Source organism: Pseudooceanicola sp. DL12 (assembly GCF_056270665.1).
On record NZ_CM149884.1, the window covers coordinates 1,566,438 to 1,589,780 of the forward strand.

The 23,343-nt window shown below is 66.4% G+C and carries 26 protein-coding genes; 10 read left to right on the forward strand and 16 right to left on the reverse strand.

The features are described 5' to 3' along the window. Positions 1 to 306: 306 nt before the first annotated feature. From AC0WR5_RS07350 to AC0WR5_RS07375, 6 genes are all read right to left on the reverse strand, one after another. Positions 307 to 1,155 (reverse strand): ferredoxin--NADP reductase, encoded by an 849-nt coding sequence (locus AC0WR5_RS07350; protein WP_475867895.1) that lies wholly within the window; start codon positions 1,153 to 1,155, stop codon positions 307 to 309. 61 nt (positions 1,156 to 1,216) lie between these two features. Next, entirely contained in the window at positions 1,217 to 1,603 is a 387-nt protein-coding gene (locus tag AC0WR5_RS07355; RefSeq protein WP_475867896.1) for a DUF934 domain-containing protein, read from the reverse strand. Further along, positions 1,600 to 2,364, reverse strand: a complete 765-nt coding sequence (locus AC0WR5_RS07360; RefSeq protein ID WP_475867897.1) for a phosphoadenylyl-sulfate reductase — start codon at positions 2,362 to 2,364, stop codon at positions 1,600 to 1,602. The genes AC0WR5_RS07355 and AC0WR5_RS07360 overlap by 4 nt, the downstream gene beginning before the upstream one ends. Then, on the reverse strand, positions 2,354 to 4,027 hold the full coding sequence (locus AC0WR5_RS07365) for a nitrite/sulfite reductase (protein WP_475867898.1): 1,674 nt from the start codon (positions 4,025 to 4,027) through the stop codon (positions 2,354 to 2,356). Before AC0WR5_RS07365 ends, AC0WR5_RS07360 begins: the two co-directional genes overlap by 11 nt. 4 nt (positions 4,028 to 4,031) lie before the next feature. Continuing rightward, entirely contained in the window at positions 4,032 to 4,331 is a 300-nt protein-coding gene (locus AC0WR5_RS07370) for a DUF2849 domain-containing protein (RefSeq protein ID WP_475867899.1), read from the reverse strand. Position 4,332: 1 nt separating this feature from the next. Next, complete coding sequence (locus tag AC0WR5_RS07375) at positions 4,333 to 5,340, reverse strand: precorrin-2 dehydrogenase/sirohydrochlorin ferrochelatase family protein (RefSeq protein ID WP_475867900.1); 1,008 nt, start codon at positions 5,338 to 5,340, stop codon at positions 4,333 to 4,335. 146 nt (positions 5,341 to 5,486) lie between these two features. Between AC0WR5_RS07375 and AC0WR5_RS07380 the strand changes: the two genes are divergently transcribed. The 4 genes from AC0WR5_RS07380 (at position 5,487) to AC0WR5_RS07395 (ending at position 7,789) form a co-directional block, all read left to right on the forward strand. Next, positions 5,487 to 5,948, forward strand: coding sequence for an Lrp/AsnC family transcriptional regulator (locus tag AC0WR5_RS07380; RefSeq protein WP_475867901.1), 462 nt, complete (start codon positions 5,487 to 5,489; stop codon positions 5,946 to 5,948). Between the two features lie 202 nt (positions 5,949 to 6,150). Then, the gene (locus AC0WR5_RS07385; protein WP_475867902.1) at positions 6,151 to 6,495 is read left to right on the forward strand and encodes a hypothetical protein; all 345 of its coding nucleotides are present in this window, start codon (positions 6,151 to 6,153) and stop codon (positions 6,493 to 6,495) included. A 94-nt stretch (positions 6,496 to 6,589) separates the two neighbouring features. Then, a complete protein-coding gene (locus tag AC0WR5_RS07390; RefSeq protein WP_475867903.1) occupies positions 6,590 to 7,285 on the forward strand; it encodes a L,D-transpeptidase in 696 nt (231 codons plus the stop codon). A 297-nt stretch (positions 7,286 to 7,582) separates the two neighbouring features. Next, positions 7,583 to 7,789, forward strand: coding sequence for a hypothetical protein (locus AC0WR5_RS07395; RefSeq protein ID WP_475867904.1), 207 nt, complete (start codon positions 7,583 to 7,585; stop codon positions 7,787 to 7,789). Positions 7,790 to 7,938: 149 nt separating this feature from the next. On the opposite strand, the gene AC0WR5_RS07400 is transcribed toward AC0WR5_RS07395, so the two are convergent. Beyond that, entirely contained in the window at positions 7,939 to 9,132 is a 1,194-nt protein-coding gene (locus tag AC0WR5_RS07400) for a cytochrome P450 (RefSeq protein ID WP_475867905.1), read from the reverse strand. Positions 9,133 to 9,212: 80 nt separating this feature from the next. Between AC0WR5_RS07400 and AC0WR5_RS07405 the strand changes: the two genes are divergently transcribed. The 5 genes from AC0WR5_RS07405 to AC0WR5_RS07425 all read left to right on the forward strand — a co-directional run bounded on the left by AC0WR5_RS07405 (position 9,213) and on the right by AC0WR5_RS07425 (position 15,734). Further along, a complete protein-coding gene (locus AC0WR5_RS07405) occupies positions 9,213 to 10,976 on the forward strand; it encodes an ATP-binding protein (RefSeq protein WP_475867906.1) in 1,764 nt (587 codons plus the stop codon). Between the two features lie 31 nt (positions 10,977 to 11,007). Next, positions 11,008 to 12,252, forward strand: a complete 1,245-nt coding sequence (locus AC0WR5_RS07410; protein WP_475867907.1) for a sigma-54-dependent transcriptional regulator — start codon at positions 11,008 to 11,010, stop codon at positions 12,250 to 12,252. Positions 12,253 to 12,539: 287 nt separating this feature from the next. Beyond that, the gene (locus AC0WR5_RS07415) at positions 12,540 to 13,544 is read left to right on the forward strand and encodes a DctP family TRAP transporter solute-binding subunit (protein ID WP_475867908.1); all 1,005 of its coding nucleotides are present in this window, start codon (positions 12,540 to 12,542) and stop codon (positions 13,542 to 13,544) included. Positions 13,545 to 13,667: 123 nt separating this feature from the next. Next, on the forward strand, positions 13,668 to 14,336 hold the full coding sequence (locus tag AC0WR5_RS07420; RefSeq protein ID WP_475867909.1) for a TRAP transporter small permease: 669 nt from the start codon (positions 13,668 to 13,670) through the stop codon (positions 14,334 to 14,336). Positions 14,337 to 14,339: 3 nt separating this feature from the next. Continuing rightward, positions 14,340 to 15,734 carry a TRAP transporter large permease gene (locus tag AC0WR5_RS07425; RefSeq protein WP_475867910.1) on the forward strand — a complete coding sequence of 465 codons (1,395 nt, stop codon included), beginning with the start codon at positions 14,340 to 14,342 and terminating at the stop codon, positions 15,732 to 15,734. 212 nt (positions 15,735 to 15,946) lie between these two features. On the opposite strand, the gene tpiA is transcribed toward AC0WR5_RS07425, so the two are convergent. The 9 genes from tpiA to AC0WR5_RS07470 form a co-directional block, all read right to left on the reverse strand. Next, positions 15,947 to 16,696, reverse strand: a complete 750-nt coding sequence (tpiA, locus tag AC0WR5_RS07430) for a triose-phosphate isomerase (RefSeq protein WP_475867911.1) — start codon at positions 16,694 to 16,696, stop codon at positions 15,947 to 15,949. Between the two features lie 96 nt (positions 16,697 to 16,792). Then, positions 16,793 to 17,200, reverse strand: a complete 408-nt coding sequence (locus AC0WR5_RS07435; RefSeq protein ID WP_475868933.1) for a TfoX/Sxy family protein — start codon at positions 17,198 to 17,200, stop codon at positions 16,793 to 16,795. A gap of 24 nt (positions 17,201 to 17,224) precedes the next feature. Then, a complete protein-coding gene (locus tag AC0WR5_RS07440; protein ID WP_475867912.1) occupies positions 17,225 to 17,575 on the reverse strand; it encodes a HesB/IscA family protein in 351 nt (116 codons plus the stop codon). Between the two features lie 25 nt (positions 17,576 to 17,600). Beyond that, positions 17,601 to 18,356, reverse strand: coding sequence for a DUF3307 domain-containing protein (locus AC0WR5_RS07445; protein ID WP_475867913.1), 756 nt, complete (start codon positions 18,354 to 18,356; stop codon positions 17,601 to 17,603). Continuing rightward, the gene (locus tag AC0WR5_RS07450; RefSeq protein WP_475867914.1) at positions 18,353 to 18,973 is read right to left on the reverse strand and encodes a MarR family transcriptional regulator; all 621 of its coding nucleotides are present in this window, start codon (positions 18,971 to 18,973) and stop codon (positions 18,353 to 18,355) included. Before AC0WR5_RS07450 ends, AC0WR5_RS07445 begins: the two co-directional genes overlap by 4 nt. Positions 18,974 to 19,216: 243 nt before the next feature. After that, on the reverse strand, positions 19,217 to 19,594 hold the full coding sequence (locus AC0WR5_RS07455; protein WP_475867915.1) for an SUF system Fe-S cluster assembly protein: 378 nt from the start codon (positions 19,592 to 19,594) through the stop codon (positions 19,217 to 19,219). Between the two features lie 176 nt (positions 19,595 to 19,770). Next, positions 19,771 to 20,112 (reverse strand): hypothetical protein, encoded by a 342-nt coding sequence (locus AC0WR5_RS07460; protein WP_475867916.1) that lies wholly within the window; start codon positions 20,110 to 20,112, stop codon positions 19,771 to 19,773. 90 nt (positions 20,113 to 20,202) lie between these two features. Next, positions 20,203 to 21,333 (reverse strand): tRNA guanosine(34) transglycosylase Tgt, encoded by a 1,131-nt coding sequence (gene tgt, locus AC0WR5_RS07465; RefSeq protein WP_475867917.1) that lies wholly within the window; start codon positions 21,331 to 21,333, stop codon positions 20,203 to 20,205. Positions 21,334 to 21,381: 48 nt separating this feature from the next. Then, positions 21,382 to 21,969 carry a TetR/AcrR family transcriptional regulator gene (locus tag AC0WR5_RS07470; protein WP_475867918.1) on the reverse strand — a complete coding sequence of 196 codons (588 nt, stop codon included), beginning with the start codon at positions 21,967 to 21,969 and terminating at the stop codon, positions 21,382 to 21,384. A 109-nt stretch (positions 21,970 to 22,078) separates the two neighbouring features. On the opposite strand from AC0WR5_RS07470, the gene AC0WR5_RS07475 reads away from it, so the two are divergent. Further along, positions 22,079 to 23,152, forward strand: a complete 1,074-nt coding sequence (locus AC0WR5_RS07475) for an NAD-dependent epimerase/dehydratase family protein (RefSeq protein WP_475867919.1) — start codon at positions 22,079 to 22,081, stop codon at positions 23,150 to 23,152. Positions 23,153 to 23,343 lie beyond the last annotated feature (191 nt).

Sequence of the window (23,343 nt, forward strand, 5' to 3'; positions counted from 1 at the left end):
GGGCCGGTGTCACGAGTCGGCGGCGCGTTGTGAGGTCTGCGGGCTATGGTATTGTTCCTTTGATCGTTGATCGGATTTGAGCCGGGAAAATAGACCCCGAACTGCCTGTTTTCAAGCGGCAAATCGCTTGTTTCAAAGGCAAAACGAGAAAAGGGCCGCGCGGGTTCCGCGCAGCCCCTCACGTAAGCGGGGTTGTTTGCGATATCAAGGGCGGCTTTGCCCGCCGCGGCAGGCGGTGCCGCTCACCGGGCCGGTGGTGGGCCGCAAGGGGCCCCAAGGCCCGCAAACGGCCCGAAAAGCCCCCTGTCAGTCGACGAAGGCCTTTTCCACCACGTATTGCTGCGGATCGGAATTGGCGCCTTCCTTCAGGCCGTAGCCCTCCAGCAGCTCCTTGATGTCGATGTTGAAGGCGAGGTTGCCACAGACCATGCCGCGATCGGTCTCGGGGTTGATCGGGTCGATGCCGAGATCGGCAAAGACCTCGCCCGAGCGCATCAGGTCGGTGATGCGGCCCATCTTGGGGCTCTCTTCGCGGGTGGTTGTGGGGTAGTAGCGGATCTTCTTGTGGAAATCCGGGCCCATCAGCTCGGCCAGCATCTCGTCGGACTTGATGTTCTCGATCAGCTCGGCGCCATAGGTCAGCTCGCCCACGGTGCGGCAGGTGTGGGTGATGACCACCTCGTCGTAATCCTCGTAGGTCTGCGGCTCGCGCAGCAGCGAGGCGAAGGGCGCGAAACCGGTGCCGGTGGCAAAGAACCACAGGCGCTTGCCCGGCAGCAGCGCATCATGCACCAGCGTGCCCACGGGCTTGGGCCGCAGGATGATCTGGTCGCCTTCCTTGATGTTCTGCAGCTTGGAGGTCAGGGGGCCGTCGGGCACCTTGATCGAATAGAATTCCAGCTCTTCGTCCCAGGAGGGGGAGGCGATGGAATAGGCGCGCAGGATCGGCTTCTGACGGCCAGTCTTCTCGTCGGGATCGCCCATCAGGCCGATCATGACGAATTCGCCCGACCGGAAGCGCAGCGACGCGGGGCGCGTCACGCGGAAGGAGAACAGGCGATCTGTCCAGTGCTTGACGAAGGTGACGGTCTGCGCGTCAGGGAGCGTCGGCGCTTTGGGTACGGCGGCTTGTTCGGTCACGGCGGTCTCGTTCATGTGTGTGCAAAGGATCTGTTACAATCCCGTCCCTATCTCATTTTTGACCAATTGGAAAGATTTAGGCGCGCTTCAGGCGGTCCTGGTAGCTGTGGGCCTTCCAATCTGCCCGAAATTTCCACTGTTCTTCGGGCTGGCGTGCGGCGAGGGCGTCGGAGATTTCGACATCGTCGAAACCCATGCGGCGCGCCATGGCGTATTGGTCGGCGATCACGTGCCCGGAGGCGCGCAGATGGCCGGCATAGCCGTTCTTGCGCAGGGCCTTGGCGATTGTAAAGCCGCGTCCGTCGGCGGAAGAGGGAAATTCCACCCGAACCAGTTTCACCTCGGGCGCCACTGTCAGGTCCCAGGGGGTGGTATCCGAGGGCAGGGTGAGCGTTTCGCTCTCGCTCAGCCCGGCCAGTGTGTCGTTTGCGGCAAAGCCCGCATCGGTGACGATAACGCTCATGCGTTTCCTCCAAATCTGACGATCTTGCCATCCACCACGTGGATGCCGCATTCGGTCTTGTCCTGTCCGCGCCACCGTCCCGCCCGGGGGTCTTCGCCCGGGGCAACGGGCGAGGTGCAGGGCGCGCAGCCGATGGAAGGATAGCCCTGGGACACAAGCGGATGCTTGGGCAGGCGGTTTTCCTCCATGTAGTTGCGCACGTCCTCGGGGTGCCAGTGGGCCAGCGGATTCACCTTGATCCGGTTGGCGCCGTCGGCCTCGAAGAATTCCAGCGCCGCACGCGTCGAGCTCTGGAAGCGCTTGCGGCCGGTGATCCAGCCGTCAAACCCGTCCAGGGCCCGGTCGAGCGGCACCGTCTTGCGCAGGTTGCAGCAGGCGTCGGTGTCGAACTTGTGCAGGGTACCATCGGGGTCTTCCCGCGACAGGTCCATTTTCGAAGCTTCTATGATCCGCAGGTTCTTCAGGTTCAGCCGCTCGGCCACCTCCTGTTGATAGACCAGCGTTTCGGGAAAGAGCATGTGGGTGTCGATGAAGAGCACCGGCACGGTATTGTCGATGACCGACACGAGATGCAGCAGCGCCACGCTCTCGGCGCCGAAGGAGCTGACCATGGCCAGCTCTCCGACGTCGTGATCGCGCAGCGCCGCCCCGAGCACCGAGGTGGCGCCGTGGTGGCGGTATCGGTCGTTCAGCCGCTTGATCCGGGCCGCCTGTTCGGGGCCGGTCTCGCTGCTGAAATCCATGGCGGCTTCAGGCGGCATTGGCTTTGGCCTCGGCTTTCTCGGGATAGAGCGCGGCCTTGAAGGGATCCGCACCCAGGCGGCGGTAGGTGGCCAGGAACTCCTCTTCGGGGCTTTCACGCAGCTCGAGATAGGCCAGGATGATGCGCTCGATGGCATCGGTGATCTCGTCATAGGCGAAACCCGGGCCGGTGCGCTGGCCGATGGTGGCCTCCTCGGTGCCGTCGCCGCCGAGGGTGATCTGGTAGTTCTCCACGCCGGCGCGGTCGAGGCCGAGAATGCCGATATGGCCCACGTGGTGGTGGCCGCAGGCGTTGATGCAGCCGGAGATCTTGATCTTGAGCGGGCCGATCTCGTGCTCGAGCTTGAGCGCGTCGAAGCGCTCGGCGATCTGCTGGGCGACGGGGATCGAGCGTGCGGTGGCCAGGGCGCAGTAATCCATTCCGGGGCAGGCGATGATGTCGCTGATCAGCCCGATGTTGGCGGTGGCCAGATCCTGTTCGCGCAGCGCCGCATAGAGCGCCGGCAGGTCCGATTTGTGGACATGGGGCAGGATCACGTTCTGCTCGTGGCTGATGCGCAGCTCTCCGTGGCCGTAGCTGTCGGCCATGTCGGCCAGGGCGCGCATCTGTTCGGCGGTGGCGTCGCCCGGCGTCTGGCCCGGTTTCTTCAGCGAGACGGAGACGATGGCATAGCCCTCGGCGCGGTGCGCGGTGAGGTTGGTATCGGTCCAGGCGCGGAAGGCCGGGTTCGCGGCGCGTTCGGCCTCGTAATTGTCGTAGGGCGCGTTGCGGAAGGCGGGCGGGGCGAACATCTGACGGATATCGGCCAGCATCTCCTGATCGACGCCCTCGAAGAGCGGCTTCAGCTCGGCAAAGCGCTCTTCGGTCAGGGCCTTGAAGGTGTCCAGGCCGTTCTCGTTGACGGTGATCTTGATGCGCGCCTTGTACTTGTTGTCGCGCCGGCCGAGGATGTTGTAGGTGCTGACGATCGCCTCGGAATAGGGCAGCAGATCTTCCTCGGGGAGGAAGTCGCGGATGACCTTGCCGATCACCGGCGTGCGGCCGAGGCCGCCACCGACGAAGACGCGATAGCCGATCTCGCCGTTCTTCTCGACTACCTGAATACCGATGTCATGGGCGCGGATCACGGCGCGGTCGTGCTCGGAGCCGGTGACGGCGAACTTGAACTTGCGCGGCAGGAACTGGAACTCGGGGTGGTCGGTGGACCATTGCCGCAAGAGCTCGGCCACCGGGCGCGGATCGGCGACCTCGTCGGCGGCGGCGCCGGCGAAATGGTCGGCGGTCACGTTGCGGATCGTGTTGCCCGAGGTCTGGATGGCGTGCAGGTTCACCTCGGCCAGGGCCTCGAGCATGTCGGGCACATCCGGCAGCTTGGGCCAGTTGTACTGGATGTTCTGACGGGTGGTGAAATGGCCATAGCCCTTGTCCCACTTCTCGGCCAGGAGCGCGAGCTGGCGCATCTGATCCGACGACAGCGTGCCATAGGGAATGGCCACGCGCAGCATGTAGGCGTGCAGCTGAAGATAGAGGCCGTTCATCAGGCGCAGCGGCTTGAACTCGTCTTCGGTGAGCGAGCCGTCGATGCGGCGCTCGACCTGCTGACGGAACTGGGCGTTGCGTTCGGCCAGGAAGGCGCGGTCGAATTCGTTGTACTGATACATGGGGTTACGCCTCTGCCTGCTTGCCGTGGAAATAGTTCGAGGGGCCGGTGCGGCGGAAGTCCTCGCGGAAGTGGGTGGGGACGGGGCCGTCGGGGCCCTCGGCCATGTCGGTGAGATAGGCGCCGACGATAAGGTTCTGCTCTTTCGCGGCCTCGGCCAGGCGGGCCTCGGCGCTCTCCTGGTCCATCAGCAGCTGGGCCTCCGACAGCTCGCGCGTCCAGGTGCCTGCGGCGGTGTAATAGACCACGTCGCCCTCGATCAGGGCATTGGCGGTGACGACTTTGGGCGTGAAGGGACGGGGCATGTCAGGCGGTTTCCTTCCAGGAGTGGGCGTGCGGCTGGCTGACGCCGGGAATGAGGTCGAGGGCAATGCCGGAGCGGCGCTCGATATGGCGGCAGGCATTGACGAGGTGACGCGGCAGGGGGCCGGCGCCGATATAGACGACGTGCTGGCCACCGTCGGCCTCGAGCGCCAGCAGCTGATGAAGCGGCGGCACGTCGAGGGGGCGGGCCAGGGGCACGAAGCGGGCCTCGCGCCGGGCCAGTTCGAGCACCGCGGGGGCGATGGCGGAATCGTGGATCACCACGTCGGCGCGGTCGAGCGCCTTGCGCGCCTTGAGCGTGAGCAGGTCGGGATCGTCCGAGCCGGTGAAGGTGAGGGTGATGCGGCCCTCGCTGGGCGTTTCGCCCATGTGACGGGCGCGGAGATCCTCCAGCGCGGCATCGAGATCGGCACCTGCGGCATGGGCATCGGGGCCGGCGCGCTCGAACCACTCGGCCCAGAAGGCGCGGCGGGCGCGGCCATGGGGCAGGGCCTCGGCCCGGGGGCGGAAGGCCTGTGCGGCGCGGGCCAGGTCGGCGGTGGCGGCGGGCAGGCGCTCCTCGAGGTCGCGCTTGACGGCGCGGGCCAGCATGGGCGCGGCGCCCTCGGTGCCGATGGCGATGGTGAGGGGCGCGCGGTCGACCATGGCGGGGGTGATGAAGGCGGAGCCCTCGAGGTCGTCGACGATGTTCGACAGCACGCGGGCCTCCTCGGCCAGGCGCACGGTCTCGGCATCGCGCACCGGGTCCTCGTCGGCGGCATAGACCAGGGTGGCGCCCGCAAGCGCCTCGACGGTCAGCGGGGCCTCGGTGAGGGTGAGCCGGCCGTCGCGCGCGAGACTGCGGATCTCGGGCAGGGCATGGGCGGCATGGACGGTGAGGGCGGCGCGGGTTTTCAGCAGCAGGCGTAGTTTTGCAAGCGCCGCATCGCCGCCGCCTGACAGGACAACACGGGCGCGGTCCATGTCGAGGAAGATCGGGAAGTGTCGCATCTGGCGGGCTCTCGTCTACTGTTTGACTTGCTCTAAGAATAGGAAATAATCCCTCTACTCTGCTATGGGGGCCGGGAAATAAGGAATTCTGTTTCGGGTAGAGGCCAGGTGCCGATATCCGTTCCATGAAGAAGAGGAATAGGCGAATGAGTGTCCGGCTGGACGAGACGGATCGGAAAATCCTTTTGCAACTGCAGGAGGACGCGGCCCAATCGCTCGATGATATCGCCCGCAAGGTGGGGTCGTCGAAGACACCGGTCTGGAACCGGATCCGAAAGATGAAGGAGGCCGGCGTGATCGGCCCGCAGGTGGCGCTGCTGGATGCGGAGAGCCTGGGCTTTGATGCCTGTTTCTTCGTGCTGATCCGCACCAGCGAGCACGAGGCGGAATGGCAGGTGAAGTTCCTCAAGGCGCTGAAGGACCGCCCCGAGGTGCAGGAGGCGCACCGGCTGGCCGGCGACATCGATTACATCCTGAAGGTGCGGGTGCGGAATGCGCGGGCCTACGATGCCTTCTACCAGGCGCTGATCTCGGAGGTGAAGGTGCACAATGTCACCGCGCTGCTGAGCATGGAGGAGATCAAGTCGACCACGGCCCTTCCGCTGTGAGCGGATCGGGGGCTCTGCCCCCATCGCCCGTACCGGGCGATCCCCCCGGGATATTTCCGGCCAGATGAGGGCAGCCGGAGGCTCGGCGCGGCCCGGCGCCAGGGCGGCGTGCGGGAGCAGTGCACGGGAACGTGAAGGGGGCGGCCCGCGCGCGCGGGCGGGCGCGCTCGACATTCCCGGCGGCCGGGTTAGTTTGACCGGCATGACGATGTTGCGCGGGATCCTCTTTGTGATGCTGGCTGCCCTGATGCTGCCATGGGGGGCCTATCGGCCTGCCGCGGCGCTGGTCAACGGGGCGACGGATGCGCCGGGGGCCATGTTGACGGCGGTGGAAGCGGTGGTCGTGCCGCTGTTTCCGGGCCATGGCGCGGCGAAATGCCGGCTGGCCAAGCTGCCTGGGTCGCCCTGCACCCATTTCACCCTGCCGCTGGCGCTGAGGGCGGCCTATCGGCCCGCCTATGCGGTGCAGCGGGTGGTGCCGGACATGATCCACATGCAATCGCAACATGCCCTGCCACCGCCGGTGACCCCGCCGCGCATGAGCTGATCGCTCTCTTCCCGACCCCTTGCCACCCCCGCGGGATGCCTGACCGAGGCGTGCCGGGCGCTGGCCGAGTTGATCAGACAGAAGGACTTTCAACATGCTGAACAGACGTAATTTCGTCGCCCTGGGCGGCATGGCCGCGCTGGCGGCCTGTGCGCAGACCAGCCAGCCCCCGGAGGTGACGCGCGCCGTGGCCCCGCCGCCGCCGCCGCCGTTGCCGGATTTCTACGACGCGATCACCGACGAGCCCTATCCGGTGCCGGCGGTGGAGCCGGGCCTGCCCGAGCGGCTCTGGCGGCAGGAGGTGACGAACCCCTGGCCGGACCAGAGTTACGGCACGATCACCGTCGATCCCGATGCGGCGCTGCTCTATTTCGCGGAGAAGGACGGCATGGCGACGCGCTATGGTGTGGCGGTGGGGGCCGAGGGGTTTTCCTGGTCGGGGACCGCGCGGCTGCAGTTCCGCCGCAAGTGGCCGCGCTGGAAGGTGCCGGAGGAGACCATCGCCCGCAAGCCGGAGCTGGCGGCCTATTCGGTGGCCAATGGCGGCATGGACCCGGGCCCCGGCAACCCGATGGGCGCGCGGGCGCTCTATCTCTTCGAGAACGGGGTGGACACGCTCTATCGCATTCACGGCGGTGCCGATACCGAGCACCTGGGCCAGGCGGTGTCGTCCGGCTGCATCCGGATGCTGGACCAGGACGTGATCCATCTCTACGACCGCGCGGTGCATGGCTGCGACGTGATCGTGCTGTCCTCGATGAAGCCGGACACCTTTGCCGGGGTCTACTGAGGCGGGAGCTGCAGGACAGATCCGGGAGGGGGCGACGAACCGCGGTTCGTCGCCCCTTTTCCTGCCCGGTACCGCCCGCGACGGGTTGTGGGAAAGAGAACGTTTTCAGGCGTTTGGGAGGGCTCTTCCCGCGGACCTATCCCTTTGGATAGGGAACTGTCCAAAGTTGCCTTCGATTGTCCATCCGGGAGGGTGACACGCGGCGCCCAGGCCTGCTAGAACCTGCCTACCCCGGCAAGAGAGCGCAGAGACGCCGATGCCGGGGAGGGTAGAAACAGACACCGAAAGGGTGAAGACATGCAAAATCGTGTAGCAAGCATCGGCAAGGCCTCCAAGGCAAACGCATCCCGCATGGGCGACATGTTCGACACTCTGGACCTGGTCATGCAAGAGCTGGCCGCCCGCGCGGCCCAGGGCGCAGGCATCGGCGAAGCGGCAGCGCTGCTCGAGGCGCGCGGCTTTGGTGCCGCCCACCGCGTGACCGCACAGCGCCGCGCCGCCTGAGACGGGGTGACGCGACCCGGGCCAGCCGCCCGGGACGAGACCCGGAGACCGTCGGCGGCAGGAGGAGGCCGCAAGCGGGAGGGGGAACAGGAAAGCCCGGCGCGGAGGACACCGCGCCGGGCTTTTTGCATCTTCGGCCGGCGGAGGCCTCAGAGGCGGACCATCAGCTTTTCGAGGCCGTGGAAATGGTAGAGATCGGCATATTGGGGCTCTTCCGCGAGGGTCAGGCCCGGGCAGCGGGAGAAGAGCAGCGGCAGGGCGTGGCGCAGCTCGAGCCGCGCCAGCGGTGCGCCGATGCAGAAATGCGCCCCGGCGCCGAAGGAGGTGTTGGTTTTCACCGGCCGCGCCGGATCGAAGACCTCGGGGTTTTCCCACATCGCCGGATCACGGTTGGCCGCGCCCAGCAGCAGCGCCACCTGGTCGCCGCGCCGGAAGGTGCGGCCCTGGATCTCGGCCTCTTCATAGGCATAGCGGGTGAAGATGTGCAGAGGCGGATCGTGGCGCATGATCTCCTCGATGGTGCCGTCGACGGTGTCTTCGCTCAGCCATTGCGCGGCTTCGGCGGCGGTGCCGTGGCGCAGCAGTTCCAGCGTGCCGTTGCCGATGGTGTGCACGGTGGCCTCATGCCCGGCGTTCAGCAGCACGATGCAGGTGCCGATCAGCTCCTCCATGGTCAGCTTGGAGCCCTCTTCCTCGGCGGCGAGCAGCTCGGTGATCAGGTCATCGGCAGGGTTCTTGCGCTTTTCCTCGGCATAGCCGCGGACGTACTCGGCAAATTCGGCCGCGGCGCGGGCGGCGGCCTCCTCGATCGCGCGGTCGCGGCGCGCCTGGTACATCGAGACCATGGTGTTGGACCAGTCGAGCAGCTGCGGGCCCATTTCCTCCGGCACGCCCAGCAGGCGGCAGATGATGATCACCGGGATCTGGGTGGCATAGGCGGGAATCAGGTCGAAGGGTTCGTCCTTGGGGAAGGCGTCGATCAGGGAATTGGCGATCTCGATGATGTCGGGCTCGAGTTTCGAGATGCGGCGCGAGGTGAAGGCGCGCAGCGTGAGCGAGCGCATCCGCTTGTGCGGGTCGCCGTCGAGCTGGAGCATCGAGTATTTCTCGACGTTGTGGAAGGGCACGATATGCTCGGGCACGGGCTTTTTCAGCTCGGCGGGGCAGTCGCGGCCGAAGCGTCGGTCGCGCAGCAGGGCGTTGACGGTTTCGTAGTCGAAACAGGCAGGCATGCCGTATTCCACCCAGTCATGCATGGGCCCCGCCGCGCGGTTGCGGGCGTAGAAGGGATAGGGATCCTGGACGAAGGCGGGGTCGGTCGGCGACTGGGATATGCGGCTCATGGCGTCTTGATACGCCGGACGCTGGCCAAGGCAAGCCCCCTGCGGCTAAGTGATGGAACGACCCGTCGGAAGGAGAGCAAATGTCGCGCCGCCTGATCTCTCTGCTGCTGCTTTTGGTGGCCGTGGGCGCGGTGTCCTTCATGGTGTTCCGGCAGGGCTATGGCCAGCTGCTCGGCAGTCTGGCGCAGCGCGGCGAATCCGACCTGTCGCTGGCCTCGGACCGGCTGACGGGGCAGTTGCAGCGATACCAGGACCTGGCCGTGCTGATGGCCGATCACCCGGGGCTGCAGCCGCTGAGCTATGGCGAGGGCGACGTGACCGCGGCCGAGGCGCTGATGCTGGGCGCGGCGGATCGTACCGGCGTGCTGAACATGGCCTATCTGACGCCCGACGGCGTGGCCCTGGCCGAGGCGAAACCGGGGGCGGTGCCTGATACCGACTACATGCGCGCGGCGCTGAAGGGGGCACGCGAGGGCACGCTGGGCCGCGGGCACGGGGTGGATCCGCTCGACGGCGTGCGGGCCTATGTCTTTGCAGCGCCCAACGTGGCGCCGGGTGGCGGGGTGGTGGGCATCCTGACGGTGACGGTGAACCTGGAGCGGCTGGAGCAGGAATGGCGCGGCGACCGGCCGGCAGTGATCTTTACCGACAAGAGCGACCGCGTCTTCATCTCGAACCGTTCCGAGCTATTGGGCTGGGAGCGGGTGGGCGAGGCGGGCGGCTTTGCGCCGCCGGGCGCCGAGAGCGACGGGGTGGAGGCGCGCAACGTGCGCGGGCTGGACCTGTGGCGGATCGACTGGAGCCCCTACCTGCCGCGGCGGGCGCTGCACCTGGAGCGGGAGCTGCCGCAGATCGGCATGCGGGCCGAGGCGCTGGTGGATGCGGCGCCGGTCAGGCGGCTGGCGGCGCTGCAGGCGACGGTGGTGGGGCTGGTTCTGCTGGTGCTGGGGCTGCTGTTCTTTGCCATGGCCGAGAGGCGGCGGGCGCTGTCGGAGATCAACGCGCGGTTGGAGAGCCGGGTGGCGGCGCGTACGGCGCAGCTCTCCGGGGCCAATGCGCAGCTGCGCCGCGAGGTGGCCGAGCGGCAGGAGGCGGAGGCGGCGCTGAAGCGGGCACAGGCCGAGCTGGTGCAGGCGGGCAAGCTATCGGCGCTGGGGCAGATGTCGGCGGGGCTGAGCCACGAGCTGAACCAGCCGCTGATGGCGATCCGGCAGTTTGCCGAGAACGGTGCGCTCTTCCTGGAGCGGGGCAAGCCCGAGAAGGCGGCAGAGAACCTGACCCGGATCGAGGCGCTGGCGGGCCGGATGGGGCGGATCATCCGCAACCTGCGGGCCTTTGCCCGGCAGGAGAACGAGCCGGTGCGGCGCATCGACCTTGTCTCGGTGATCGACGCGGCGGTGGAGATGACCGAGGCGCGGCTGCGGCGAGAGGAGGTGACGTTGCACTGGGAGCGGCCCAATGCGCCGCTCTGGGCGATGGGCGGCGAGGTGCGCCTGGGCCAGGTGATGGTGAACCTGATCACCAATGCGGTGGATGCCATGGCGGGCTGCGAGCGCCGGGTGCTGACGATCCGGCTGATCCGCGGCGGCGACGGGCGGGCGGTGATCACCGTGCGCGACACAGGCCCAGGGATCGCCGCGCCGGAGAAGATATTCGACCCGTTCTATTCCACCAAGGAGGTGGGGGCCTCGGAAGGCCAGTCGGAGGGCATGGGGCTTGGGCTGTCGATCAGCTATGGCCTGGTGCAGAGTTTCGGCGGCGACATCCGCGGGCGCAGCCATCCCGACGGCGGGGCGGAATTCACCATCCGGCTGGACGGCGCGCCGTCGGATGCCACATCGTGACGGGGACGCGACACGGGATGGAAGGGAACCGATGACACGCAACGTGCTGGTGGTGGACGACGACGTGGCGGTGCGCGAGGCCCTTGCGCAGACGCTGGAACTGGCCGACCTGGAGCCGCGCACCGCGGGCAGCTTCATCGAGGCCAAGGACATCATCGCGGCGGATTTCGATGGCGTGGTGCTCTCGGATATCCGGATGCCCGGGCGCGACGGCTTCTTCCTGCTGGACCATGCGATCAAGGTGGATCCGGAGTTGCCGGTGATCCTGCTGACCGGCGAGGGCGACATTCCCATGGCGGTGGCTGCGATGGATCGCGGCGCCTTCGGATTTCTGGAAAAACCTTGTGCATCCAGTGAGTTGCTGCCCGTTCTTGAGAGGGCGCTTCAAACCCGCGCGCTGGTGCTGGAGAACCGCAGGCTGAAGGCCCAGCTGGAAACCGGCGACCCGGCGGCGCGCATGATCTTTGGCCGCTCGGAGCAGAGCCAGGCGCTGCGCCGCCGCATCCGGCAGGTGGCCGCGACGGGTGCCGACGTGCTGGTGACCGGGGCGCCGGGGGCCGGTATCTCGAAGGTGGCCGAGGTGATCCACCTGAGTTCTCGCGCGGCGCAGCGGCCCTTCGTGAAACGCTCGGCGGCGGGCATGGGTGCGGCGGCGCTGGAGACGGCGTTTCAGGAGGCGCTTGGCGGATCGCTCTATCTCGACGAGGTCGGGCAGCTGCCCGGGGACATTCAGTTTGCACTGAGCGAGCGGCTGGAAGGCGGCGCCGGCACGCGGCTGATCGCGGGCACCACGGCTGATCTGGAAAAGGCGGTGGAGGCCGGGCAGTTCAGCCCCGATCTCTATTACCGGCTGGGGGTGATGCGGGTGCATACGCCGGCGCTGAAGGAGCGGCCCGAGGACATCCCCGTGATGTTTCGCCAATATGTGGCCCAGGCGGCGGAGCAGGCGGGCCTTTCGGCCCCCGAGGTCACGCCCGAGGTGGTGGCCGGGCTGATGGCGCGCGACTGGCCCGGAAATGCCCGGGCGCTGATGAGCGAGGCGATGAAGTTCGTTCTGGGCGGTGGCGTCAGCGAGGAGGGAAGTGATGACGGTGGCAGCGACCTGGGCCTGGCCGAACAGATGGCGCGGATCGAGAAGAGCCTGCTCTCGGCGGCGCTGAAACGCCACGAGGGCCGGGCGGGGGCCGCCGCCGAGGCGCTGAAACTGCCGCGCAAGACCTTCTATGACAAGTTGGCGAAATACGACCTGAAGCCCGGCGATTTCCGCGAGGACTGAACGGGCCGGAGCAGGCCACTTCGTCGCAGGAAGATGATTCTGCAGCAAAATCTTCTTGTGCGGATTTCCACACAAGAACGGGGAAGCCATGTGCGGATTTTCGCACGCCTCATGCATAGCGGATATGCATTTCCCGAATGGGTTTGGTTCAACATGCTGAAATAAAGCCAAAAAAACGAAATTCTCAGTGCCAATGCACTTTTCCTTGAGCGGTGTGCGCTCCGGCCCGATTTTCACCTGAGGCAGGGCGTCGCGCCCTGTGACGGACAATTCCGGGAGGAGAAAGCATGAAATTCCTGACCACCGCCGCAATGGCTCTGGCCCTGACCGCCACCGCCGCCCAGGCCGACACCATGGGCTGCGACGACGGCGAGATCGTCATCAAGTTCAGCCATGTGACCAACACCGACAAGCATCCCAAGGGGATCGCGGCGGAGCTGCTGAAGAGCCGCGTCAACGAGGAGATGGACGGCACCGCCTGCATGGAAGTCTACCCGAACTCGACCCTCTACGACGACGACAAGCTGCTGGAGGCGATGCTGCAGGGCGACGTGCAGCTGGGCGCGCCCTCGCTGTCGAAATTCGAGACCTTCACCAAGGTCTTCCGCATCTTCGACCTGCCGTTCATGTTCAAGAACATGGAAGCCGTCGATGCCTTCCAGAATTCCCAGAACGGCCAGGACATGATGTCGTCGATGGAGAAGCGCGGCCTGGCCGGCCTGGCCTTCTGGCACAACGGGCTGAAGCAGTTCTCGGCCAACAAGCCGCTGCTGGAGCCCACCGATGCCGCAGGCCTGAAGTTCCGCGTCCAGCCCAGCGACGTGCTCGTGGCGCAGATGGAAGCGCTTGATGCCTCGCCGCAGAAGATGGCCTTCTCTGAAGTTTACGGCGCCCTGCAGCAGGGCGTGGTGGATGGCCAGGAGAACACCTGGTCGAACATCCTTGGCCAGAAGTACTATGAGGTGCAGGACGGCATCACCGAGACCAACCACGGCGTGCTCGACTACATGGTCGTGGCTTCGGTCGACTGGCTGGACAGCCTGGACGAGGGTACCCGTGAGCAGTTCCTGTCGATCCTCGACGAGGTGACCAAGGAGCGCAACGCCGCAATCCAGGAAGTCGACATGGCGGCCCGGCAGGGCGTTCTCGATGCCGGTGGCACCATCCGCGAGCTGACGCCCGAGCAGCGCGCCGACTGGGTGGCCGTGATGAAGCCCGTCTGGGAAGAGTTCACCGCCGACGTGGGCCAGGAAAACATCGACAAGGCCCAGGAAATCAACAACGCGATGTAAGCGCAGAGCTTGCACGACAGGGGGGGTGCGGCCTGGCCTGCGCCCCCCGATCCGTCACTGGACCCGCTTCCGCCAAGTCGCCGGAACGACCAGGACCAATCAATGAAACAAGGGGGACGGGGCATGCATCCAGCACCCGGCACGTCCATCATGGACAGGATCGAAGAGGGGCTGATCGCCCTCATCCTCGGCGTCATGACGCTGATCACCTTTGCCAACGTGGTGGCCCGCTACGTGTTCAACGCGAACATCCTCTGGGGGCTGGAATCCACGGTCTTCCTGTTCGGCTGGCTGGTGTTGCTGGGCGCCTCCTACGCGGTCAAGAAGAACGCCCACCTTGGCGTCGACGCGGTGATCGACCTGCTGCCGCCCACCGGCCGCCGGATCTGCGCGCTGATCGCCGTAGCGGTCTGCATCGCCTTCTCGGTGCTGATGCTGAAGGGCGCCTGGGATTACTGGGCCAACTTTGCCAACCTGCCGCAGACCACCGGCCGCTTTCTGCCCACCGGCTTCGAGGAGACGTTCCGCCCCAAGGCCTGGTACGAGGTCAACGACATTCCCTTCCCGCAGTGGCTGGCCTTCGTCCAGGACGCGATGAACGACGGCGACGAATACGAGAAGCTGCCGCGCTTCATCCCCTATGCGGTGCTGCCGCTGTCGATGGCGCTGCTGCTGCTGCGCTTCTGCCAGGCGGCCGTGAAGGTGTGGAAGGGCGAGATCGACCGGATCGTTGCCAGCCACGAAGTCGAAGACGAAATCGCCGAAGTGCGCGAACTGCGCGGGGAGAACTGATCCATGTCCGTTGCCATTCTCTTTGCCATGGTCGTGGGCCTGATGCTGATCGGCGTGCCGATCGCGGTCAGCCTGGGCATGTCCTCCGTCATCTTCCTGCTGGTCTACAGCGATACCTCTCTGGCCTCTGTCGCGCAGACGCTGATGCAGGCCTTCGTGGGCCATTTCACGCTGCTGGCGATCCCCTTCTTCATCCTGGCGTCGAGCTTCATGTCGACCGGGGGCGTGGCGAAACGGATCATCCGCTTCTCGATCGCCTGCGTCGGTCACATGCGCGGCGGCCTGGCGATCGCCGGCGTCTTTGCCTGCATGATCTTCGCGGCGCTCTCGGGCAGCTCGCCAGCCACCGTGGTGGCCATCGGGTCGATCGTGATCGGCGCCATGACCCAGGCGGGCTATACCAAGGATTTCGCCGCAGGGGTGATCTGCAACGCCGGTACGCTCGGCATCCTGATCCCGCCATCGATCGTCATGGTGGTCTATGCCACGGCCACCGATGTCTCGGTGGGGCGGATGTTCCTGGCCGGTGTCATACCGGGGATCCTGGCGGGGCTGATGCTGATGACCGCGATCTACATCATGGCGCGGATCCGCAACATGCCCAAGGGCGAATGGCGCGGGATGGGCGAGGTTTTCCGCAGCTTCCGCGAGGCCTTCTGGGGCCTGATGCTGATCGTCATCATCATGCTGGGGATCTACGGCATCCCGGGCGTGACCGGTGCCATCTTCACCCCCACCGAGGCGGCCGCCGTGGCCTCTGTCTATGCCTTCATCGCGGCCAACTTCATCTACCGCGACATGGGTCCGCTGAAGGGGGCCGACGGCGAGCGCAACCTGTCGCTCTGGAAGAAGCCGCAGGCGCTGATCACGGCCTGGTTCCATGCCGACACCCAGCGCACGCTCTTCGAGGCGGGCAAGCTGACCATCACGCTGATGTTCGTGATCGCCAACGCGCTGATCCTGAAGCACGTGCTGACCGACGAGCAGGTGCCCCAGCACGTGGCCAATGCGATGCTGTCGGCCGGCTTTGGTCCGGTGATGTTCCTGATCGTGGTCAACGTGATCCTGCTGATCGGCGGCCAGTTCATGGAGCCCTCGGGGCTGCTGGTGATCGTTGCGCCGCTGGTGTTTCCGATCGCCATCGAGCTGGGCATCGATCCGATCCACCTGGGCATCATCATGGTGGTCAACATGGAGATCGGCATGATCACCCCGCCGGTCGGTCTGAACCTCTTCGTCACCTCGGGTGTCGCGGGGATGCCGATGATGCGGGTGGTGAAGGCCGCGCTGCCCTTCCTGGGGGTGCTCTTCATCTTCCTGATCATGGTCACCTACATCCCGGCGATCTCGACCCTGCTGCCGAACGCCGTGATGGGGCCGGAGATCGTGACGAAATAGCGGGTTTCTTCCGTGTAACGAGTGCGGCGGCGCTCCCCGAGAGGGGGCGCCGTTTTCATTGGGAGACGGTCAGGACCGCCCCTGCCGGGCGATGCCTCCGGCGGGGATACTTGGAACAAGAAAATGTCCGGACACTATCTGGATTTTCTTGTTCCGAAATATCCCGGGGGAGGCGCGGCTTGCCGCGGCGGGGGGCAGAGCCCCCTCGGCGCTCAGGCCTTTTCCAGGGCGGAAATGATGGGGGCGAAATCGGCGGCCTTCAGGCTGGCGCCACCCACGAGGGCGCCATCAACATTGGAGACGTTGAAGATCTCCTCGGCGTTCGAGGCCTTGACGGACCCGCCGTAGAGCAGGCGGACGGATTTGCCGACACCGTAGCCGAAGCGGCTTTCGAGGCGGTCGCGCATGAAATCGTGCACTTCGCCGATCTGGTCCGTGGTGGGGGTGAGCCCGGAGCCGATGGCCCAGACAGGCTCGTAGGCCACCACGAGATTCTCTCCGGTGGAGCTGTCGGGGATCGAGAGCGAGAGCTGGGCGCCGATGATGTCGAGCGTGTTGGTGGCCTGGCGCTGGAACAGGCTTTCGCCGACGCAGATGATGGTCTGCAGCCCGGCGGCCTGTGCCGATTGCGCGAGGATGCGGATGTCCTCGGAGGCCTCGTGGTGATCCTGCCGGCGTTCGGAATGGCCGAGGATCACCGAGGTGGCGCCAGCATCGCGCAGCATCTCGGCGGAGATGTCGCCGGTATGGGCGCCGGCCGCGGCCTGGTGGCAGGTCTGACCGCCGATGCGGATTGCCGAACCGCGGCAGACGTCCGCGGCATGGGCCATCAGGGTTGCGGGGGGGCAGATCAGCACGTCGCAGGCGGGGGTGGGATGTTCTTTCGCCAGGCGTTCGAGCTCGGCCAGGGAGGCCTTGAGCCCGTTCATCTTCCAGTTGCCTGCCGCGAGTTTTCTGCGCATGCCATTGTCCTTCCGGTGCTGTGCCTCGGGGGCATTCTTACCTGCGAGGGGGGGACGTCAAGGGAATGGTAGCGCCCACATGATATTGATCCGGAACTAATTTCCGGCGCGAGCGCGGCGCCGTTCCTTCGCGCGCCTTTTTTTGGCGGCAGCCGCGCGGGCGGGGGGGAGGGAGAGCTCGGCCCAGCGCATGGCCTCCTCGGGATCGTCCAGCGCGCTCTCCGGCAGGGACATCAGACTGGTGACCTGCCGCGTGCCATTGGCGCGGGTGTACCAGAAGGGCGTGGCGCCGGCGTCGCGGTATGCCTGCAGGGTGGTGTCGTCGGATTTCATGTAGACGGTGCCGGAGGAGGAGACCATGGCGAACATGGCGTCCTCCTCGGCATAGAGCGCCGCGCCGGAGAACATCCGCCCCGTACGGAGCGGGCCCAGCCCGGAGAAGAGATCGCGAAGATGTTCGAGGAAATCGGGATCGACAGCCAGGGTGCGGGACCTTTCGGGCAGGGCCGCGGGGGCATCCCCGGGGGATTACATGCCGGCGAACTTTATCGATTCACCGCAGCCGCAGGCCTCGGTGACGTTCGGGTTGTTGAACTTGAAGCCCGATTCGAGCAGCGAGGTCTCGTAGTCGATCTCGGTGCCAAAGAGGAACATCTGCGCCATCGGCGCGATCATCACCCGGGCGCCGTCCTGTTCGACGACCTCGTCCATCGGGTCGACCTCCTGGGCGAAGTCCATGGTGTATTCCATGCCTGCACAGCCGCCCTTCTTGACGCCGATGCGCAGGCCCTGGTGGCCGTCCTTCTGCATCAGTTTCGTGATCTGTGCCGCCGCGCGGGGGGTCATCGTCACGGCCTGTTTGCCGGGAATGCTGAACATAGAGAGATCTCCTTTGCCGCTGAATCTAGGGATTCGGAAGCGAAATGCCAAGATGGGGCAGCGCGGAGAAGAGCGCAAGGGTGCCATAGGCTGCCAGCAGCGCCCAGCCGAAGGAGGCCAGCGTGCCGATGATCACGTATTCGCCGGCGCGCTGATCGGCCTTTGCGGTATCGAAGCGCAGCACCGACTTTGCTGCGATGAGAAAGCCGATGGCCTCTGGCTGGCCGATCAACACGAAGAGGAAGATCAGGCCACGTTCGAGCAGCCCGATGAGGAAGCCACCATTGGTCAGCCCGCGGGGCAGGTCTGTATCGGCCCAGGGACGCATCAGCAGGCCGACGGCGAAGCCACCGGCGCGCGAGGCCAGGATCAGACCGGCCAGGAGTGCCATGCCGGCGGGCAGCCATTGCGCGGCCGGGGCCCAGAGGCCGGTGGCGAAAAGGCGCGGCCAGAGCGCGGCGATGGCCCCCACAGAGGCCAGGTGCAGCGCCTGATCGGCGAGGAAGCTTGCAAGGGTGGGCGGCAGCAGGCTCTTGCCCAGGTCGATCAGCAGGTGCGCGAAGCCCAGCAGGATCAGGGCCATCAGGGCCTCGGGCGTCGCGGGGCCGAGGCTGGCCGCGGCGGTGAGCAGGACCACCGCGATGTGGCCCAGCAGCGCCATCGGATCGCGGGCCTGCTTGGCGCGTGCCATGGCACTGCCCTGGAAGACGAAATCGGCCAGTGCATGGGCCAGCAGCAGGGCGGTGAAGGTCGAGATGCCGGCGGTGAAGGTCGGGGTCATTCTGTCTCCAGCCGGGCGATGGCGCGGGTGAGGACGGGCATGCCGGCGCCGATCAGCGCCTGGCGGACGGCCTGGCGGGTGATCGAGAGGTCTTCGGCGACCTCGGTCTGGGTGGGGGTGTTGGGGGCGAGCATGGGCAGGGCCGCGCGGGCCTGAGCCTGGGTCCAGCCGTCGCTGATCTGGCCTGCGAGCAGGAAGGTGGCGGAGAGGGCGCCGCCGGCGGCATGGTCGAGCCGGGCGCTGGCGAGGCTGTCGAGAAGGCGCCCGGCCTCTGTGAAGGCGGGGCCACCGGCACTGTTCAGGTCTCCGGCGGCGGGCAGCTCTGCCAGGCCGGTGGCCAGGGCGATGCGGGTATCGAAGCGCTTGTCGCCCATGCGCAGGCCGGCGCGCAGGGCTAGGGCCTCTCGCAGCCCGGGCAGGGGGCCGGGCAGGGCGACCTGCCAGCCGTCGCCGCGGTTGCGGGTGAAATGCACCGGGGCGTCCAGCCAGCGCTCGATCCGTTCGGCGGCGGCGCGCAGTCCGTCGAAGGCGCGGGAGAGAGCGGCATCGTCAAGCGCGCTGGAGGCGACCAGGTCACCGGCAAGAATGGTGCGGAGGGAGAGCGGGTCCAGGGACATGGGGGGCCTCTGACGGGAGCTATTGGAAGGTGAAAACACTTTCTATGAGAAAAGGCAAGTTTTTTGACTTGCGGGTTGGCAAGTGGAATAGCTTGCATATGGGAAATGCAAGTGAAATTGCTTGACGGGCGCCCGGTCAGACGGCTTCGGAGCGGGCGATAGGCAGCCATGAAAAAGGCCCGCACTCAGGAGAGAGTACGGGCCTTTTCAAAGGCTCGGGGCTGATCCGGCGGTTGGCCGGGCTTACATGAAGCCCAGTTCCAGCCGCGCCTCGTCACTCATCATGTCCATGCCCCAAGGCGGATCCCAGGTGAGCTGGACGTCGACTTCCTTGACACCATCCACCGGTTCGACGGCTTCGACCACCCAGCCGGGCATGTCGCCGGCCACCGGGCAGCCCGGCGCGGTGAGGGTCATGATGATCTTCACTTCGCTCTCCTCGGAGATGTCGATGGTGTAGATCAGGCCCAGGTCGAAGATGTTCACGGGGATCTCGGGATCATAGACCGTGCGACAGGCCTCGGCCACCTTGTCGTAGAGCGGGTGGTCGGTGGAAGAGGGTGCGATCAGCGGCGCGCCTTCCAGCGGCTCGGAGCTCGCGGTCTGGGGACTATCGGTCATGCGTGTTCCATTCTGTTCCTGACAGAACATATAGGAAATGTACCGGGCGAGGTCTAGGCGTGTCGGCCGGGCTTTCTGTGCAGACAGGCAGAGGCGGGGCTGCAGAAGGGCATGCTGTGCAGAGCCTGTGCGATTTGCACGGCTGTGCCGAGGGAGGCGGGCGGAGGGCGCCGGGATCAGTGCAGCAGGGGCGGGCGGGTGCGGCCGGGGGAATGTTGCAGGCTGAGCCCCTGGAGCATGTAGCTGTCGCGGCTTACGGCATCGTACTCCGCCAGATCGGCGAGAAGGCTGCCCATGCCGTCACGGAAGAGATCGGGCGCGGAAGCGCGGGCGCGCAGGCTGGCGGTCTTGAGCGCGCTCATCTGGTGAATCATGCGCCAGCCGCGCGCGGTGGCGAGCGGTGCCCGCGCCGGCTGCCCGAAGGTGTCAACGGCCCGTTTGTGAGCGGCGAGATGCTGATCGGCAAGGAGGCCCTGCGGCACTCCGGCCGGCTGTTCGACATGCTGATAGTTGGTCATGGCGTGCCCTTTCGGTGCGGTTCCGGACGAACAGGAAACCACGGCACATCATCACAGACCGTTAAGATCGTCCGCCGGCCGGCGCCGGGATCAGAGGGGCTCGATGTCGCCTTCGGCGCGCTGTGCGTGGAAATCGGCCTGCCAGTCCGCGAAGGTTCCGGCCGCGATCGCGTCGCGCATGCCCTGCATCAGCTCCTGGTAGTAATGCAGGTTGTGCCAGGTCAGCAGCATGCCGGAGATCATCTCCTGAGAGCGGAAGACATGGTGCAGGTAGGCGCGCGAGTAGTTGCGGCAGGCGGGGCAGGTGCAGTGCTCGTCGAGCGGCCGGGGATCGTCGGCATGGCGCGCGTTCTTGATGTTGACGACCCCGTGACGAGTAAAGACCTGGCCGGTGCGGCCGGACCGGGACGGTAGGACGCAGTCCATCATGTCGATGCCGCGGGCCACGGCGCCGACGATGTCGTCGGGCTTGCCCACGCCCATGAGATAGCGCGGCTTGTCCTCGGGGAGCTGCCCTGGGGCATAATCGAGCACGCCGAACATCGCCTCCTGGCCCTCGCCCACGGCAAGACCGCCCACGGCATAGCCGTCGAAGCCGATGCTCTTGAGCGCTTCGGCGCTTTCCTCGCGCAGCTCCGGCGTGACGCCGCCCTGCTGGATGCCGAAGAGCGCATGGCCGGGCCGGTCGCCGAAGGCATCGCGCGAGCGCTGTGCCCATCGCATGGACATGCGCATGGAATTGGCGACGACCTTCTCCTCGGCCGGCAGGGCAGGGCATTCGTCGAAACACATGACGATGTCGGAGCCGAGCAGGCGCTGGATCTCCATCGAGCGCTCGGGCGTCAGCATGTGGCGCGAGCCGTCGACGTGGGAGGCGAATTTCACGCCCTCCTCGGTCAGCTTGCGCAGGCCGGCGAGCGACATCACCTGAAAGCCGCCCGAGTCGGTCAGGATCGGCTTTTCCCAGTTCATGAACTTGTGCAGACCACCCAGCCGGTCGATGCGTTCCGCCGTGGGGCGCAGCATCAGGTGATAGGTGTTGCCCAGCAGGATGTCGGCGCCGGTGGCGGCGACGCTCTCGGGCATCATGGCCTTGACCGTGGCGGCGGTGCCGACGGGCATGAAGGCGGGCGTACGGATCTGGCCGCGCGGCGTGTCGATGACGCCGGTACGGGCACGCCCGTCGGTGGCATTCAGGGTGAAGGAGAAGCGCTGTGTCATGCGCCGGCCATTAGCGCTTTCCCGCGCCAAAGGCCAGATGGCATTGCGTCAGGTCGCCGGGTCGCGGTCGCTGACGATGTCGTCGATCACGCCTGCGATCCGCGCGGCAAGCCGGTCGCGGTCGATCCCGGATCCCTCGGCACCCTCGAGCATGTGCAACCAGAGATCGAGCCCCGCGATGATCCCCACCAGAAGATGCGCCCGCTCTTCGCGGTCCGCGCCCGGGATCGCATCGGCCAGGGCCTGCACGCCGCGGGTCTGAACCGTCTTGCGGATGATCTCGCGCACCTCGGGCGACATGGAGGAGCGCAGGAGGGTGGTCATCGGGTCGAAGCCTTCCTCCTTGGGGCGGGTCAGCCATTCGGCCTTGGCCCGGCCGAGCCCGCCAAGCGCCTCTGGCGTGGGTTCGGGCCCCTTCATGCCGGATACGATCGCCTGTTCAAAGAGGCCGGCCTTGGAGCCGAAGTAGCGATTGATCAGAGCCACGTTCACGCCTGCCGTCGCGGCAATGTCGCGTGTGGAAACCCCGTCGTATCCGTACCGGGTAAAGAGATCCTGTGCTGCAGAGACGATCCGGGCCGACGTGGCCTCGGCATCGCGCTTGCGACAGGCAGTGATTTGCCCCGGTTTGATCATGTAATCACTTGTTGACTTGTTTGTCGGCGACGGTAAATGTGCCGGTAAACGTGTGATTACATCCAGCAGCCCGAAGCGCAAGGCCGATGGCCACACATTTGGAGACAGCATGATGCAAGATGATGGTTTCGACGCAACGTCCCCGGTCCTGGTCACCGGCGCGACGGGATTTGTCGCGGGATGGGTCGTGCGCGGCCTGCTGGAGCGGGGAGCCGAGGTGCGCGGCGCGGTGCGCGACCCTGAGAACGCGGAAAAGGTCCGCCACCTCTGGGACATGGCCGAGGCCCTGCCGGGCAAGCTGACATTGCACCGGGCCGACCTGCTGGACGAGGGCAGCTTCGACGCCGCCATGGCGGGCTGCCGGGTGGTGATCCACACGGCCTCTCCCTTTACCACGGCGATCCGGGATCCCCAGGCCGACCTGGTGGACCCGGCAGTGAAGGGCACGCGCAACGTCCTCGGGGCGGTGAACCGGACGGAAAGCGTGGAGCGGGTCGTGCTGACAAGTTCCTGCGCGGCGATCTACGGCGACACACGGGACGTGGCAGAGGCGCCGGATGGCATCCTGACCGAGCAACAGTGGAACACCACGTCCTCGCTGACGCGGCAGCCCTATTCCTATTCCAAGACGCTTGCGGAGAGGGCGGCCTGGGAAATGGCGGAGGCACAGGACCGCTGGCGACTGGTGGTGATCAACCCATCGCTGGTGCTGGGGCCGGGCACGGCCGACAGGCAGACATCGGAGAGTTTCGCGATCCTGCGCCAGATGGGCAAGGGCGCGATGAAGCAGGGGGTGCCGCCGCTGCAGATCGGAGCCGTCGACGTCCGTGACGTGGCCGAGGCGCATATCCGCGCGGCCTTCCTGCCCGATGCGCAGGGGCGCCACATCGTGAGCGCACGCACGGTCTCGATGCTGGAGATGGCAAGGGTGTTGCGCGATGCCTACGGAGAGGGCCTGCCGGTGAAGCTGAAGGAGATGCCGAAATGGCTGCTCTGGCTGGTGGGGCCGATGGTGAGCCGGTCGATCACCCGCGACATGGTGCGCAACTCGATGGGGCTGCAATGGCTGGCCGACAACAGCAAGTCCGAGCGCGCCCTCGGTCTGCGCTATCGGTCCGTCGACGAGGCGTTGATCGAGATGTTTGGCCAGATGATCGACACCGGGCAGGTGCCGCGCCCCTGAGGACATCCCCTGGAGACCCCGAGCTGGGCGCGATCGGGCCGCGGCGGAGGCAGTTGACGCCGGGCCCGGCAATGCCCAGATAACGGCGGTCTTCGCATGGCGGGGGCAGGGACGGCGGGGCCGCCGCCTGCGCCCGGTCCATATAGGGAGGGTTTTTCTCTCAAACCGCAATATATCGTGCTTGCCCGTGC

Coding starts and splice junctions, on each gene's coding strand:
- AC0WR5_RS07350 (WP_475867895.1), bottom strand. CDS start 1,155: ATGAACGAGACCGCCGTGACCGAACAAGCCGCCGTACCCAAAGCGCCG.
- AC0WR5_RS07365 (WP_475867898.1), bottom strand. CDS start 4,027: ATGTATCAGTACAACGAATTCGACCGCGCCTTCCTGGCCGAACGCAAC.
- tpiA (WP_475867911.1), bottom strand. CDS start 16,696: ATGCGCAGAAAACTCGCGGCAGGCAACTGGAAGATGAACGGGCTCAAG.
- AC0WR5_RS07375 (WP_475867900.1), bottom strand. CDS start 5,340: ATGCGACACTTCCCGATCTTCCTCGACATGGACCGCGCCCGTGTTGTC.
- AC0WR5_RS07405 (WP_475867906.1), top strand. CDS start 9,213: ATGTCGCGCCGCCTGATCTCTCTGCTGCTGCTTTTGGTGGCCGTGGGC.
- AC0WR5_RS07470 (WP_475867918.1), bottom strand. CDS start 21,969: ATGATCAAACCGGGGCAAATCACTGCCTGTCGCAAGCGCGATGCCGAG.
- AC0WR5_RS07385 (WP_475867902.1), top strand. CDS start 6,151: ATGACGATGTTGCGCGGGATCCTCTTTGTGATGCTGGCTGCCCTGATG.
- AC0WR5_RS07400 (WP_475867905.1), bottom strand. CDS start 9,132: ATGAGCCGCATATCCCAGTCGCCGACCGACCCCGCCTTCGTCCAGGAT.
- AC0WR5_RS07425 (WP_475867910.1), top strand. CDS start 14,340: ATGTCCGTTGCCATTCTCTTTGCCATGGTCGTGGGCCTGATGCTGATC.
- AC0WR5_RS07440 (WP_475867912.1), bottom strand. CDS start 17,575: ATGTTCAGCATTCCCGGCAAACAGGCCGTGACGATGACCCCCCGCGCG.
- AC0WR5_RS07450 (WP_475867914.1), bottom strand. CDS start 18,973: ATGTCCCTGGACCCGCTCTCCCTCCGCACCATTCTTGCCGGTGACCTG.
- AC0WR5_RS07395 (WP_475867904.1), top strand. CDS start 7,583: ATGCAAAATCGTGTAGCAAGCATCGGCAAGGCCTCCAAGGCAAACGCA.
- AC0WR5_RS07380 (WP_475867901.1), top strand. CDS start 5,487: ATGAGTGTCCGGCTGGACGAGACGGATCGGAAAATCCTTTTGCAACTG.
- AC0WR5_RS07390 (WP_475867903.1), top strand. CDS start 6,590: ATGCTGAACAGACGTAATTTCGTCGCCCTGGGCGGCATGGCCGCGCTG.
- AC0WR5_RS07410 (WP_475867907.1), top strand. CDS start 11,008: ATGACACGCAACGTGCTGGTGGTGGACGACGACGTGGCGGTGCGCGAG.
- AC0WR5_RS07455 (WP_475867915.1), bottom strand. CDS start 19,594: ATGACCGATAGTCCCCAGACCGCGAGCTCCGAGCCGCTGGAAGGCGCG.
- AC0WR5_RS07355 (WP_475867896.1), bottom strand. CDS start 1,603: ATGAGCGTTATCGTCACCGATGCGGGCTTTGCCGCAAACGACACACTG.
- AC0WR5_RS07360 (WP_475867897.1), bottom strand. CDS start 2,364: ATGCCGCCTGAAGCCGCCATGGATTTCAGCAGCGAGACCGGCCCCGAA.
- AC0WR5_RS07460 (WP_475867916.1), bottom strand. CDS start 20,112: ATGACCAACTATCAGCATGTCGAACAGCCGGCCGGAGTGCCGCAGGGC.
- AC0WR5_RS07415 (WP_475867908.1), top strand. CDS start 12,540: ATGAAATTCCTGACCACCGCCGCAATGGCTCTGGCCCTGACCGCCACC.
- AC0WR5_RS07445 (WP_475867913.1), bottom strand. CDS start 18,356: ATGACCCCGACCTTCACCGCCGGCATCTCGACCTTCACCGCCCTGCTG.
- AC0WR5_RS07420 (WP_475867909.1), top strand. CDS start 13,668: ATGCATCCAGCACCCGGCACGTCCATCATGGACAGGATCGAAGAGGGG.
- AC0WR5_RS07370 (WP_475867899.1), bottom strand. CDS start 4,331: ATGCCCCGTCCCTTCACGCCCAAAGTCGTCACCGCCAATGCCCTGATC.
- AC0WR5_RS07475 (WP_475867919.1), top strand. CDS start 22,079: ATGATGCAAGATGATGGTTTCGACGCAACGTCCCCGGTCCTGGTCACC.
- tgt (WP_475867917.1), bottom strand. CDS start 21,333: ATGACACAGCGCTTCTCCTTCACCCTGAATGCCACCGACGGGCGTGCC.